The 14688-nt window shown below is 42.1% G+C and carries 14 protein-coding genes; 3 read left to right on the forward strand and 11 right to left on the reverse strand.

The window, feature by feature from the left end; genetic code table 11:
* Positions 1-7 precede the first annotated feature (7 nt).
* The 9 genes from yfkAB to ilvD form a co-directional block, all read right to left on the reverse strand.
* Positions 8-1111 carry a radical SAM/CxCxxxxC motif protein YfkAB gene (yfkAB, locus tag CH76_RS11950; RefSeq protein WP_036146640.1) on the reverse strand — a complete coding sequence of 368 codons (1104 nt, stop codon included), beginning with the start codon at positions 1109-1111 and terminating at the stop codon, positions 8-10.
* A 117-nt stretch (positions 1112-1228) separates the two neighbouring features.
* Positions 1229-1816: a 3-isopropylmalate dehydratase small subunit gene (leuD, locus tag CH76_RS11955; protein ID WP_036146641.1), complete on the reverse strand. Its 588-nt coding sequence runs from the start codon at positions 1814-1816 to the stop codon at positions 1229-1231.
* The gene (leuC, locus tag CH76_RS11960) at positions 1817-3229 is read right to left on the reverse strand and encodes a 3-isopropylmalate dehydratase large subunit (RefSeq protein WP_036146642.1); all 1413 of its coding nucleotides are present in this window, start codon (positions 3227-3229) and stop codon (positions 1817-1819) included.
* A gap of 15 nt (positions 3230-3244) precedes the next feature.
* On the reverse strand, positions 3245-4345 hold the full coding sequence (gene leuB, locus CH76_RS11965) for a 3-isopropylmalate dehydrogenase (protein WP_036146643.1): 1101 nt from the start codon (positions 4343-4345) through the stop codon (positions 3245-3247).
* Positions 4346-4363: 18 nt separating this feature from the next.
* Positions 4364-5902, reverse strand: coding sequence for a 2-isopropylmalate synthase (locus CH76_RS11970; protein WP_036146644.1), 1539 nt, complete (start codon positions 5900-5902; stop codon positions 4364-4366).
* Positions 5889-6923 carry a ketol-acid reductoisomerase gene (gene ilvC / locus CH76_RS11975; RefSeq protein ID WP_036146645.1) on the reverse strand — a complete coding sequence of 345 codons (1035 nt, stop codon included), beginning with the start codon at positions 6921-6923 and terminating at the stop codon, positions 5889-5891. The genes CH76_RS11970 and ilvC overlap by 14 nt, the downstream gene beginning before the upstream one ends.
* 50 nt (positions 6924-6973) lie before the next feature.
* Positions 6974-7489, reverse strand: a complete 516-nt coding sequence (ilvN, locus tag CH76_RS11980; protein WP_036146646.1) for an acetolactate synthase small subunit — start codon at positions 7487-7489, stop codon at positions 6974-6976.
* Positions 7486-9243, reverse strand: coding sequence for a biosynthetic-type acetolactate synthase large subunit (gene ilvB / locus CH76_RS11985; RefSeq protein ID WP_036146647.1), 1758 nt, complete (start codon positions 9241-9243; stop codon positions 7486-7488). Before ilvB ends, ilvN begins: the two co-directional genes overlap by 4 nt.
* Before the next feature lie 338 nt (positions 9244-9581).
* The gene (gene ilvD, locus CH76_RS11990) at positions 9582-11252 is read right to left on the reverse strand and encodes a dihydroxy-acid dehydratase (RefSeq protein ID WP_036146648.1); all 1671 of its coding nucleotides are present in this window, start codon (positions 11250-11252) and stop codon (positions 9582-9584) included.
* A 638-nt stretch (positions 11253-11890) separates the two neighbouring features.
* On the opposite strand from ilvD, the gene CH76_RS11995 reads away from it, so the two are divergent.
* Both CH76_RS11995 and CH76_RS12000 read left to right on the forward strand, forming a co-directional pair.
* On the forward strand, positions 11891-12430 hold the full coding sequence (locus CH76_RS11995; RefSeq protein ID WP_036146649.1) for a cysteine hydrolase family protein: 540 nt from the start codon (positions 11891-11893) through the stop codon (positions 12428-12430).
* 91 nt (positions 12431-12521) lie between these two features.
* Positions 12522-12782 carry a GlsB/YeaQ/YmgE family stress response membrane protein gene (locus CH76_RS12000; RefSeq protein WP_036146650.1) on the forward strand — a complete coding sequence of 87 codons (261 nt, stop codon included), beginning with the start codon at positions 12522-12524 and terminating at the stop codon, positions 12780-12782.
* Positions 12783-12803: 21 nt separating this feature from the next.
* On the opposite strand, the gene CH76_RS12005 is transcribed toward CH76_RS12000, so the two are convergent.
* Positions 12804-13469 carry a lytic transglycosylase domain-containing protein gene (locus CH76_RS12005; protein ID WP_036146651.1) on the reverse strand — a complete coding sequence of 222 codons (666 nt, stop codon included), beginning with the start codon at positions 13467-13469 and terminating at the stop codon, positions 12804-12806.
* 135 nt (positions 13470-13604) lie between these two features.
* Here CH76_RS12005 and mscL point away from each other — a divergent pair, with 135 nt between their 5' ends.
* Positions 13605-13985 carry a large conductance mechanosensitive channel protein MscL gene (gene mscL / locus CH76_RS12010; protein WP_036146653.1) on the forward strand — a complete coding sequence of 127 codons (381 nt, stop codon included), beginning with the start codon at positions 13605-13607 and terminating at the stop codon, positions 13983-13985.
* A gap of 36 nt (positions 13986-14021) precedes the next feature.
* On the opposite strand, the gene CH76_RS12015 is transcribed toward mscL, so the two are convergent.
* On the reverse strand, positions 14022-14688 hold a 667-nt coding region (locus CH76_RS12015; protein ID WP_036146655.1), incomplete at its 5' end, for a DUF4300 family protein.

Consider the following 14688-nt stretch of genomic DNA (forward strand, 5'->3'; position numbering starts at 1 on the left):
CAACGTATTATTTTACTGTACCGCTCACAAAATTATGTGAAGGGTAATACATATTTTTCACTAAAATATTAGGACCTAAACATTTTGCTGCAGGGCAATGACAGTTAATACTATCCGAAATATGCGTCGCTAGCCATTCGTCATAAATGGTTGTCAATGACTGGGTTTTAATATTACCTAGTGCTGCTCCGTCGTCTGCAAAGTCAGAGACTGACACATCTCCTGTAAAAATATTAAGGTTCATACGCGAGCGCCCATCCACATCATTACGAATGGTAGTATTGCGTGCCGCCTTAAGACGCGCTAGCACAGCGCGGTCGCGCTCATCCGTACTACATGGATAAAATGGTAACGTACCAAATAGCATCCATACATCCTCATTGCGTATATCGAGTAACTCATTAACTACGTCGCGGTACTCATCTAAGCTAATTGTTTCTAAGTCACTTGCAAAGTCACTTGGGTACATCGGATGGATTTCGTGACGGCGACATAGCATTTCATTCGCCACTTCATTATGGATTTTAGCTAAATGTGGAACGGTATTACGATTTAACATCGTCTCTGCCGATACAAACATCCCGCCATTTGCTAAAGCACGCGCATTATCTAAAATATTGCGGTACAATGTTGCGCGCTGTGCTACACTCGGTTTTTTATCCATCATCGCAAACCCTGTTTCGACAAACTCACGCTCATCGCTCCAGTTATGCGAAATATGCATAACATCTAAATAAGGCGCTACCATTTCGTAATGCGCCATAGGTAATGTTAAGTTAGAGTTGATTTGTGTACGAATGCCACGTGACTTGGCATATTGCAGTAAAGGCAATAAGTTATCACGAATGCCGCGCTTAGTCATCAGTGGCTCACCACCCGTAAAGCTCATTACACGTAAGCTCTCAACCTCATCAAGCGCCTTAATCATTTGCTCAACCGGCAGTGCGTCATCTTCTTTTGTTTGTAGGGTGTATCCTACTGCGCAGTGTGCACAGCGCATATTACATAAATTTGTTGTGGTAAATTCAATATTGGATAATGTGAGTTTGCCGTACTTATCAATATCGGCATAAGGCTCCCACGGGTCAATCGGTCTTACTACTGTTTGCATAAAACGATACTTCCTTTCTACTGCTATCCATTTTCGCATAGTTACGCTACATTTTAAAGTAACAGTTATGTGAAAGCAAAAAAACAGGAGTACCCACATGGATACTCCCCCCTCATATTAATAAGGCTTTGGTCGATTTTCGTAGGCGCTAATTGCGTCCTCGTATTGAATCGTTAAGCCAATTTCGTCTAGCCCTTCTAACAGCATATTACGCGAGTACTCATCAATATCAAAGTGTACAATCGCACCTTCGCTGTCCGTTACCGTCTGGCTAACTAAATCAACCGTTACAGTAAGCCCCTCTTTACCGCGTGCTAGATAGTCATTAATAACATCTTGCGGCAATCTAATCGGTAAGATGCCATTTTTAAAACAGTTATTATAAAAAATATCCGCAAATGACGGTGCCATTACAACACGGAAGCCATAGTCTAAAATTGCCCAAGGTGCGTGCTCACGTGATGAGCCACAACCAAAGTTTTCGTCTGATACTAAAATACGTGCGTCCGCAAATGTAGGGTCATTTAAAATGAAATCTTCATTTAACGAGCCGTCTTCATTGTAACGCCAGTGATAAAATAAATATTGCCCAAAGCCTGTGCGCTCAATACGCTTTAAAAATTCCTTCGAAATAATTTGATCCGTATCAACATTTTTGTTGTCGAGCGGTACAATAATACTTTCTACACGTTTAATTGGCTCCATTTACATTACCTCCTGCTTCACAAAATCACGGACATCCACAAAGTGGCCAGCGATTGCTGCTGCTGCCGCCATTGGTGGGCTAACTAAGTGTGTACGTGAGCCCGTACCTTGACGACCTTCAAAGTTACGGTTTGAAGTTGAAGCACAACGCTCACCTGTTGGTACAACGTCGTCATTCATAGCTAAACACATTGAGCAACCTGCTTCGCGCCACTCAAAGCCCGCTTCTTTAAACACCTTATCTAAGCCCTCTTGCTCCGCTTGTAACTTAGTCGAAACAGAACCAGGTACGACAATAGCTGTCACATTTTGGTGTACTTTACGTCCTTCAATAACTTTGGCTGCAGCACGTAAATCGCTAATGCGTGAGTTCGTACAAGAGCCAATAAATACATGCTGAATCGCAATATCCGTTAACGCTTGTCCTTCCTCTAAGCCCATATAAGCAAGTGCCTTCTCTAATGCCGCCTTATCTGCTGAAGTGCTGTAATCAGCTTTTGTTGGTACACTTTGCGAAATACCTGCGCCCATCGCTGGATTTGTACCCCATGTAACCACAGGCTCAATAGTTGCACCGTCAATCTCTAGTACAGCATCATACGTCGCACCCTTATCAGATGCTAGGCTTAACCAGTAAGCCGCTGCTTGTTCAAATGCTTCACCTTGTGGTGCATAGCGGCGACCGCGAATGTACTCAACTGTCGTTTCGTCTGGTGCAATTAATCCCGCCTTTGCGCCTGCTTCAATCGACATATTGCAAATCGTCATACGTTCTTCCATAGATAGCTTTTTGATTGCGTCCCCAGTAAACTCAATAATGTGGCCTGTGCCAACATCAATACCAAATTTTGCGATGATAGCTAAAATAATATCTTTCGCCTCAACACCTGCACCTAGCTCACCTGCTACATTTACCTTCATTGTGCGCGGTTTACTTTGCCATAGTGTTTGCGTAGATAGTACGTGCTCCACTTCAGAAGTCCCGATACCAAAGGCAATAGCCCCAAAAGCACCGTGCGTAGACGTATGTGAGTCACCACATACAATGGTTTTACCAGGCTGCGTTAAGCCAAGCTCTGGCCCAATAACGTGTACAATCCCTTGGTCAGGGTGTCCCATATCCGCTAACTCAATACCAAACTCTTTTGCATTCTCAGCAAGCGTTTCGATTTGTTTGCGCGCAATCGGGTCATTGATTGTTGGTAAATTTTTTGTTGGTACGTTATGATCCATCGTCGCATAGCACAGATCAGGACGTCGCACCTTGCGTCCAGCAAGGCGCAGTCCTTCAAAGGCTTGCGGTGACGTTACCTCATGAATTAAATGAAGGTCAATATATAATAAGTCTGGCTTCCCGTCTTCCTGATAAACGACGTGATTGTCCCAAACTTTTTCAATAATATTTTTCGCCATCCCACTCACCTCTTCTTAAATATATGAAGTCATAATGCTATCTGATACAAAGCTTGTATCAATCTCATTAAGCACTTTATTTGTCCATTCTGTTGTTGTTAATACGCGGTCGCCGTCTCTTGCTAAATCCGCTGTAAAATAGCCATCTTCAAACACAGCATTTACTGCGCGCTCGATTTCTGCTGCTTCTTCTTTTAAGCCGAATGAATATTTCATTAGCATAGCTACAGATAAAATCGTAGCCGCTGGATTAGCAACTCCTTGACCTGCAATCTCTGGTGCTGAACCATGTACAGGCTCGTATAAACCAAAGTTATCACCACGAATAGATGCTGAAGGTAATACGCCAAGTGAACCTGTAATAACTGAAGCCTCATCACTTAAAATATCACCAAACATATTTTCTGTTACTACGACATCAAAGTGTGCAGGATTTGTAATTAACTTCATTGCAACTGAGTCTACTAAGTGATGCTCTACAGCTACATCAGGGAAGTCTTTTTTCTTTTCTTCTACTACTTCACGCCATAAGCGGCTTGTTTCAAGCACATTTGCTTTGTCTACTGAGCATAGCTTGCCACTACGTAAGCGCGCTAGTTGGAAGGCATTCTCTACAATACGTTCAATCTCCATTTTAGAGTAAACCGTTGTGTCAATTGCACCGTCTGCTGTACGCATGCGTGGTTCACCAAAATACACGCCTCCCGTTAACTCACGTACAATCATTAAATCCACGTTTTCTGCTACTTCACGCTTTAATGGTGAAGCATCCAGTAAGCTTGGGATTGCCATAACGGGACGTAAATTAGCAAATAAATCAAAGTGCTTACGAATGCGTAGTAAGCCTTTTTCTGGGCGTAGCTCTGGTGGGTTTTGATCCCATTTCGGACCACCAACTGCACCAAGTAGCACTGCGTCGCTCTCCTCACATAGTGCAATCGTTTCGTCAGGTAGCGGATTATTATGTTGGTCGATGGCTGCACCACCGATTGCGCCATAAGCTAAATGAAAGGTATGGTTAAAACGCTTGCCAATAACCTGTAGCACCTCTACTGCTGAAGCAATTACCTCCGGACCAATGCCATCGCCAGGTAGTACCGTAATTTTCTTTTCCATAGTTACACCCTTCTTTCCTTAGTTTGTGACATGCGCTCGCATGCTCGCTTGAATTAACTGACGGTTCATAGCATTTAAATATGCCTTAGCACTCGCCTCTAAAACGTCTTGTGCTGCGTCGCGTCCTGTTGTCGTCATATCTTTATAACGCACATTAACAACCGCTTCTCCTAACGCATCGCGTCCCTTACCAACAGAGGATACGCGGTAATCTAACACATTAATTTTGCCATCAAAGAACTGCTCTAATGTATTAAAGATTGCTTCTACAGAGCCTGAGCCTGTAGACGCTAATGTTTTTAGCTCACCCTCTGGTGTAATAGCCGATACAGTCGCTGTCGGAATGTTTTCCGTACCATACTGTACTTGCACGCTTTTTAATTCAAATAATGGTACATCATCAATTAACACTTGTTGCTCTGTTAATAATGTAATTAAATCTTCTTCTGTAATTTCCTTTTTGCGATCCGCTAGCTTTTTAAATTCGTCAAACGCTTTATTTAAACGCTCATCTGATAGCTCAAAGCCCATTTTAACGGCACGATCACGGAAGGCTGCACGCCCTGAGTGCTTACCAAGTACTAATGGTACTTCACCCTCACCAATTAGAGATGGTGACATGATTTCGTAGGTTTCTGGGTGTTTTAACATACCATCTTGATGGATGCCTGACTCATGTGCAAAAGCATTTTTACCAACGATAGCTTTATTTGGTTGAATGACTACGTTCGTTAATTTGCTGACCATTTGAGAAGTACGTTTAATTTCTGTTAAATTTAAGTCCGTACCATACGGATAAAAATCGCCGCGTACTTGTAATGCAACCGCTACTTCTTCAAGGGCTACGTTACCTGCTCGCTCACCAATACCATTAATCGTGCCTTCTACTTGTAGCGCACCATTTTCAATGGCAGCAATGGTATTTGCGGTAGCCATACCTAAGTCGTTGTGACAGTGCGCAGAGAATTTTACTTTTTCTGCACCTTTCACGTTTTCTAGTAAAAACTTAAATAAAGCACCGTATTCTGCTGGGGTTGCGTATCCTACTGTGTCTGGCACGTTAATTGTCGTTGCACCTGCGGCAATGACCTCATTCATAATTTTTACTAAAAACTCACGGTCCGAACGGAAAGCATCCTCTGCTGACCATTGCACGAGTGAGAAGCGAGACTTCGCATACTTTACAGCTTCTACTGCCTGCTCGACGACCTGCTCTGGTGATTTTTTTAGTTTGTACTCCATATGAATTGGCGACGTTGCAAGGAACACATGGATATGTGGTTGGGCTGCACCTTTAATGGCTTCCCATGTTGCATCAATATCCTTTTGCACACAGCGCGCAAGGCCAGTAACAATTGAGCCTTTTACGGTGTTTGCAATGCGTTGCACGGCATCAAAGTCACCAGGTGACGAAGCGGGAAAACCCGCTTCAATAATTGTTACACCTAGTCGCTCTAATTGCTTTGCAATTTCAATTTTTTCGCCTGTGTTTAAGTTAATGCCAGCGGATTGTTCGCCGTCACGTAATGTGGTATCAAAGATGTCAATTTTTTGCACTAGCGCTCACTTCCCTAACAACAGTTTTTTTGTTTTCGTTGATGAATGGCATCATCGCACGTAATTTTTTACCTACTTCTTCGATTTGGTGGTTAGCACCGTCTTCTTTATATTTCGTGTAGTTTGGACGACCTGTCTCATTTTCGTTGATCCAGTCTTTCGCAAATTTACCTGATTGAATGTCTGTTAATACGTCCTTCATACGCGCTTTTACTGAAGCGTCGATAATGCGTGGACCTGCTACATAATCGCCCCACTCAGCTGTATCTGATACTGAGTAGCGCATTGTTTCCATACCGCCCTCAAACATTAAGTCTACGATTAATTTAAGTTCATGTAATGTTTCAAAGTAAGCAAGCTCTGGTTGGTAACCCGCTTCTACTAATGTTTCGAAACCTGCTTGTACTAACGCTGTTGCGCCACCACAAAGTACGGCTTGTTCACCAAATAAATCTGTTTCTGTTTCTTCTTTAAATGTTGTTTCTAGTAAGCCGCCACGTGCCGATCCAATACCTTTACCGTAAGCAAGTGCTAACTCTTTTGCTTGACCTGTAGCATCTTGATGGATAGCGAATAAACCTGGTACACCTGCGCCTTGCTCGAATTGACGGCGTACTAAGTGACCTGGGCCCTTAGGAGCTACTAAAAATACGTCAACATCTGCTGGTGGTGTGATTTGACCAAAGTGAATGTTAAAGCCATGTGCAAACATTAATGCATCGCCTGCTTTTAAGTTTGGTGCGATTTCTGCTTCGTACACTGCTTTTTGGCGCTCATCCGGTAATAAAATTTGGATGATGTCAGCTTCAGCTGCTGCCTCTGCTACTGTTTTTACTTCTACGCCGTCAGCCTTAGCTGCGTCGAATGAACCGCCTGGACGTACGCCTACTACTACGTCAAAGCCAGATTCCTTTAGGTTAAGGGCATGTGCGTGACCTTGTGAGCCGTACCCGATGATTGCGATTTTTTTACCTTTTAACATTTCGTCGTTGATGTTTTGTTCATAATACATAGTTGCCATGATTAAATTCCTCCTAATATGTGTGGTTTATATCGTTAAGGCGTAAGCCGTCACTTCAAGATAGATAGTTGTGGTGCTTGTGTTTTTTGTGTTTCACGTACAGAAGCAGTTGCGCCAGTACGTGTTAGCTCTTTAATACCATAAGGGCGAATGAGCTCGATAAATGCGTCGATTTTGTCTGGATCGCCAACCACCTGATATGTCACCATATTTTTAGCGGTATCGACAATTTGTGGGCGGAATGGTTCGACAATACTATTCATTTCCAAGCGTAACGCTGGCGGTGAAATCACTTTCACGAGTGCTAACTCACGCAAAACGATAGAGCTATCTGTAATATCGTTGACTTTAAGCACATCAATTTGTTTAGAGAGCTGTTTAATAAGCTGTTCAATTTTCTGTGCATCATCGACATTTACGATAAATGTCATTTTCGAAATATTCGTTTGGTCAGTGTGACCTACCGTAATACTTTCAATATTGAACTGGCGCTTCATGAGCAAGCCAGTCACACGGTTTAACACACCGCTTTGGTTGATAACTGTAATGGTAATTACGCGTCTCATTGTGGCTTCACTCCAATCATTTCATGTAATCCAGCACCTGGTGCTACCATCGGTGTTACGTTTTCGATTTGCTTGACGCGGCAGTCAATTAGCACAGGTTCGTCTGAACGAAGCGCTTCTTCAAAGGTCGCATTCATATCACTTAAATTATCAATGCGGTAGCCCTTGACACCATATGCGTCCGCTAATTTAACAAAATCAGGTTGTACAGGCATTAACGAAGACGAATAACGCTCCTCATAAAAGGCTTGTTGCCACTGACGCACCATACCTAAACAGCTATTGTTTAAAATAACGATTTTAACGGGTAAGTTAAATTCTTTTAATAGCGCAAGTTCTTGTGCTGTCATTTGGAAACCTGCATCCCCGCAAACTGCTACTACACGGCGGTCAGGCTCTGCGAACTGTGCCCCAATTGCTGCTGGGAAGCCAAAGCCCATTGTGCCAAGCCCACCAGATGTTACCCAGCTATGGTCATTGTTTAATGGGTAATACTGTGCTGTCCACATTTGGTGTTGCCCAACATCTGTCGTTACAATAGCCTCGCCCTCAGTAATACGGTGAATGGCTTGTAATGCTTGCTGTGGCAAGATTTCTTGTTCGTCCTCAGGCAAGTTGTACCATAATGGGTACTCCTGTTGCATTGCCTGTAAACGCTCATGCCACGCAGTAACAGCTGGTTTCTCAAACGGCTTCTTCATTAATGCTTGCAGTGCCTGCTTAGCATCCGCTACAATCGGCACTTCTGTCGGTACATTTTTACCGATTTCGGCAGGATCAATATCAATATGAATCACCGTAGCATTTGGTGCAAAAGTATCAAGATTACCTGTTAAGCGGTCATCAAAGCGTGCACCAATGTTAAGAAGGACATCACACTCTGTAATGGCATAGTTAGCTGTTGCTGTACCATGCATACCTGCCATACCAAGATTGAGGTCATGCTCTCCATGCACAGCACCTAAACCTAGTAATGTTGTGGTGATAGGTAATTCATAACGTTCTATAAATTCAGTTAATTCTTGCTTTGCATCTGCAAACAGTACACCTGCACCGGCTAGTACTAGTGGTTTTTCGGCTGTACTAAGCGCCTTAATCGCTTTTTGGATTTGCATATAGTTAGGCTTATAGGTTGGTTGGTAACCAGGTAGCTCAATTGGTGCATCCGGGTCTGGCAAATCATTTGTATCAAACAATGCCATGGATACGTTTTTCGGAAAATCGACAACAACAGGACCCTTACGTCCTGTATTGGCAATATGGAAGGCTTCCTTAACGATACGCGGGATATCTTTTGGGTCTTGCACCTGGTAGTTATGTTTAGTAATTGGTGTTGTAATCCCCATAATATCCGCTTCTTGGAAGGCATCCGTACCAATAACGGCTGTTGACACCTGCCCTGTAAATACAACGAGTGGGATTGAGTCAATCATTGCGTCTGCAATACCTGTGACAAGGTTAGTTGCCCCTGGACCGCTTGTTGCGATAACTACGCCTGGTTTATTTGACACACGCGCATAGCCCTCTGCTGCGTGAATAGCACCCTGCTCATGTCTTGCTAAAATGTGACGAATCGGGTTGCGATACATCGCATCATAAATTTGTAATACGGCACCACCTGGGTAGCCAAAAATAATTTCAACACCTTGGTCATGAAGCGCCTTGACTAGTAAGTCAGCACCATCTTTCGGTTGTTGTTGTTCGTTTTGTTGCATCATCGGTTGTTTTTCGTCCACTGAAGTATTTGCACACATATCAATTACTCCTCCCTCAATAAAGTAACGTTTTTATCAAAATAAAAAAGACCTTTTTCTCCACACACAAAGAAACCTTTGTGCGAGGGATGAAAAAAGCCTTTTCATGGTACCACCCTTGTTCATAGCAAATTGCTATCTCAGGAATACATGCCACAAGTAGCACATATTCATTTGTAACAGGCACTCTGTTGTGCCCGAAGCTATCTAATGGCTTGCGCGTTTAATAGCTCACTCCGAGGGGATGTCGGATATAGTTGTATTACTGGCTTTCAGCACGACCAGCTCTCTGTGAATACAAATATCTATAACCTTTAACCTCATCAACGTTTTAAATATTAAATTTTCATTACGCCGCCTGTAGATGCACTTGTTACTAACGCTGAGTAACGTGCTAACCAGCCGCGCTTAATTTTCGGTTCAAATGGTTGAAGCTTTGTACGACGCTCCGCTAAAACTTCCTCAGCGACCTCAAGCTCAATCGTACGACTTGGTAAATCAATGGTAATCACGTCACCGTCTTCAACAAGTGCGATAGGTCCGCCCTCTGCTGCCTCTGGTGAAATATGTCCGATAGAAATCCCGCGTGACGCTCCCGAGAAACGACCATCTGTAATGAGTGCTACCTTTGTACCTAAGCCACGTCCTTGAATAGCTGACGTTGGCGCAAGCATTTCTGGCATACCAGGCCCGCCTTTAGGTCCTTCATAACGAATGACCACAACATGCCCTTCACGTACTGTACCATTATCAATGTTTTCTTGCGCTGCCTCTTGTGAATCAAAAACAATAGCCTCGCCCTTAAACACTTTGATTGATGGGTCAACTGCGCCTACTTTGATCACGCCACCCTGTGGTGCAATGTTACCAAAGAGTACAGATAAGCCGCCTACAGGGCTATACGGATTGTCCTTTGTACGAATAACTTGATCATTTGTAATATGGAAATCCTTAACGTCCTCACCAATCGTTTTACCTGTTACCGTAATACGGTTAGGGTGAATACTGCCTGGGATTTTAGTTAACTCATTAATAATAGAGCTAACACCGCCTGCCTTCTCAATATCATCCATCGAAATATCAGAAGCTGGCATAATTTTTGCTAAATATGGTACGCGCTCTGCGACCGTATTAATATCTTCTACGTTATAGTCAATTTCGGCTTCGTTCGCAATAGCTAATGTGTGAAGAACTGTATTAGTAGATCCTCCCATTGCCATATCAAGTGCAAAGGCATCGTCAATCGCTTCTTTAGTAATAATGTCGCGTGGCTTGACGTCCTCTTTAATCATACGCACTAATTGCTTTGCCGCTTCTTTAATTAATTTATGACGCTCATTTGAAGTTGCTACAATTGTACCGTTACCTGGCAACGTAACACCGAGCATTTCCATTAGGCAGTTCATGGAGTTAGCTGTAAACATCCCTGAACATGAGCCACATGTTGGACATGCGTTATTTTCGATATCAAGTAGCTCTGCCTCACTCATCTTACCTGACTTAAGTGCGCCAACGCCCTCAAATACTGAAGTTAGTGATAGCTGCTTACCTGTTGAAGATACGCCTGCCTCCATCGGTCCACCTGAGACAAAAATTGAAGGTACATTCGTACGAACGGCCGCCATTAGCATCCCTGGTGTGATTTTGTCACAGTTTGGAATATAGAAAACACCGTCAAACCAGTGTGCATTAATAACTGTCTCTGCTGAGTCTGCAATTAGCTCCCGGCTTGGTAGCGAGTAACGCATCCCAATATGCCCCATTGCAATACCATCGTCAACGCCGATTGTATTAAACTCAAACGGAATACCGCCTGCTTCAATAATTGCTTCTTTTACAACGTCTGCAAACTGTCGTAAATGTACGTGACCTGGAATAATATCGATGTACGAGTTACATACGCCAATAAACGGCTTATCTAAATCTTTTGCCTTCACCTTACCTGTTGCATATAGCAAACTTCGGTGAGGTGCACGGTCAATACCTTTTTTAATCATGTCACTTCTCATTTACAACGACTCCTACTCTTTAAGCATTTCTTGGTGCAATGCGCTTTGCATTACGTAATTGAAATTGTTGTTATCATAGTACGGAAAGCGACACCCCGTCAACACTATTTTTCGAATTGTTTAGACAATTCTCTCAATTGTGACAAAATGAAATCGCTTTCTTGCTTATCCTAATCACTTTCTTGTCGTTAACACCGCTTTTTTAATTAATTTTAAAATTAACAGAATATTTTACAAATAGATGGCAACGCCTAATAAACACGCCTGTCCTATTAACAAAATCACTTATGTAACACTTCACATAAATACGTTACAACGCTTAAGTGCATACAAAAAAGCAGTTAACGTTGGTTGACGTTAGCTGCTTTATCTTATGTCTATCATGTTGACACTCCTCTTATTTAATTACCCAAAAATCAATTGCTAAGTTAATGAACACTAATGTGTGTACACCCGCAAACAATAAGCCGTATTTGTCTAAATTTCTCATCATCGCCATATCCATAACACTCACCCTTTCTGCTGTTTCGATAATTATATAACCACAAGCGACAAAAATCAAACAATTTCGACAATATTTTTACTGTCAAGACAGAAGCAGGGCTTTTACGTATAATAGAAGTAAAGGAGTGATTAATATGAAGAAGGCATTACTTGTTGTAGATTACACAGTCGATTTTGTAGCAGAGGATGGCTTATTAACCTGCGGACTACCAGGACAAAAACTAGAACAAGCCATTACGGCATTAACAAAGGATTTTTTAGCGCAAGGTGACGCAGTATTCTTCATTAATGATTTGCACGAGGAGGGCGACACACTACATCCTGAGAGTAAGTTATTCCCGCCACATAATATTCGCGGCACAGCAGGGCGTAATATGTACGGCACATTACATGACCTTTACCAAACAAATCCCGCCATCATTTGGCTTGATAAGACACGCTATAGCGCATTTGCAGGTACTAATTTATTTATGTTATTGCGCGAGCGTGGTATCGAGACGCTTCATATTGTAGGGGTTTGTACAGACATTTGTATTTTGCACACTTGTGTCGATGCGTATAACCTCGGCTACACTACATTTGTACATGAAGCTGGTGTAGCTAGCTTTAACGAACAAGCACATGATTTTGCCCTAGCTCACATAAAAAATTCGTTAGGATTTACGATTGTTTAATCTTTTTTTGTTTAACTCTTTGTAAAGTAGGAAATATACTACTAAGCAAGCAGAACAATATACTTTCTATACAAAGAGGAGATGAAGTCTTATGTTTAGCTTTTTATGGTTCTTAATCATTGGTGGTATTTTAGGTTGGCTAGCAGGTCTTATTTTAGGTAAAGATATCCCAGGCGGCATTATCGGTAACATTGTTGCAGGTATCATCGGCTCTTGGCTAGGTGGTACGCTACTCGGTGAATGGGGTCCAATGGTAAGTGACTTTTACATCGTACCAGCATTAATAGGTGCAATTGTATTAATCTTTGTTGTTAGCTTAATCTTAAAAGCGATGAGCGGCAAAAGAGCATAATAGAAAAAAGAGGAGGGTGTATTAGCCCTCCTCTTTTGTTGCGCTTACTAACGCGACTAGTTCATCCTTATGCTCACTGTATAAATGATAAAAATGCAGCACATCTCGCACATACTTATCACTATGATTGTAATGGAATACAGCACCCTCTATATCGCCTGTCGCTGCACCTGAATGGGCTAAATAATTGGCTGCACTAAATATCGCATCCTCAATATCATACGGATCTGCGATACCATCACCGTTAGCATCTACACCGTAACCACCGTATTTTTCGATGGCGGCAAGGCTCTTAAGCTCATCAGGAGGGATAGCCCCTTTACCCAAATCCTTGCAAGTGGGGTGTTGCCAGCCTACAAAGGTACAAGGCATAAACTGCATATGCCCTTCTGCGCCTGCAGGTGACAACAGCGTTTTCATCGTAGAAAACCGTGTTTCTATACGGTGATGTGCCGCTAATAATGTCCACGGTACATTATACTCTGCCTCAGCTGCCATATAGATAGGGATGTATGCCTCAGGGATTGGCATATCAAAGAAGGATTGCACAGTAACAACCTCCTCTTGAGTAAATTGCTGTACAATTGGTAATTCTTTTAAACCTTGCCAAACAAAAAATAAAAAAACGTATACAATAATAGCGGTAGGAATTAGTAAAATAATAAGACCCATTTTAAACTTTTGCATGCCATATCAACTCCATCACTTAAAACTAGCATAATTCTTTTTGCTTTTCCATTGAAAAGAAAGCTATTGTACTATTGTCATATCAAGTATTTACTAGTAAAATAATGACTTATCATCACGAGGAGGTTACACATTATGTGGAAAGACTTCAAAGAATTTGCAATGAAGGGTAATGTTATCGATTTAGCAGTAGCTGTAGTTATTGGTGCTGCCTTCGGTAAAATCGTTTCTTCATTAGTAGACAATATCATTATGCCTTTAGTTGGTATCTTAACAGGCGGCGTTGACTTTACAAAAAGCTTTGTGCTTAAAGTAGGCGATGCTGAAGTAGCATTTGGCGTGTTCTTACAATCAATTATTGACTTTGTAATTATCGCCTTTGCGATCTTCATGTTTGTACGTATCTTATCTAAGCTACAACGCAAAAAAGAAGAAGAGCCTGAAGCAGCACCAGAAGTGGATGTTAAAGAAGAGCTATTAGTAGAAATCCGCGATCTTCTAAAAAAACAAAACTAATTTTTACACAGCCCCGCACCACGAGGCTGTGTTTTTTTATGGGCGCAGTGCCTTATAAGTAGCAAGGAGCTCATCATTTTCCATAATAAAAGGTTTTGCCTCTGGTTGATTTTCGGATACATCGTATTTTTCCATTAGGTAGGCGTTAAGTTGCTCTTTATTAGCTAATTGTACGGCTTGATAAGGCTCTTGGAAAGACAGTTTTTCTATAAATAAATAACCATTGGCCTGAGGTACAAGCACACCTGCGTGCCCAATAAATAATTGATCATCCAGTGTAGAGTGCATCACTACCGAAATGAGTGAAGCCTTTGCTTGCTCGTTAAAATGAATACCGCGCTCTTGCCATGCTTGTTGTAACTTGGCTACATGTACTACTACATCTTTAGTGTTAGGCGTTGGTACAAAGCCAAACAATGTAGTAAAACGTGCCGTATCTTCGTCTAACCAGGCAGTAGGCGCATAGCTAATTGCATCCTTATCCATAAATAAATTAGCCGTATTAGTGGTACTATCGCTAATGGTTACGAGGTCGTTCATTAAACCATACGATGTCATACGGCAGTTATTACCAATATACAATTGCTTTTTATCCTCCCATTTTTCGGCAAGGGCTAGCTCATCATATTGCGGCACCTTATCTACAAAGCCTTGTTTAATTAGGCTAGTATTTTCCACGGTCATATTATAATCATTCACATTT

Origin of the sequence: Lysinibacillus sp. BF-4, from assembly GCF_000743635.1 — a bacterium.
Lineage (GTDB): Bacteria > Bacillota > Bacilli > Bacillales_A > Planococcaceae > Metalysinibacillus > Metalysinibacillus saudimassiliensis.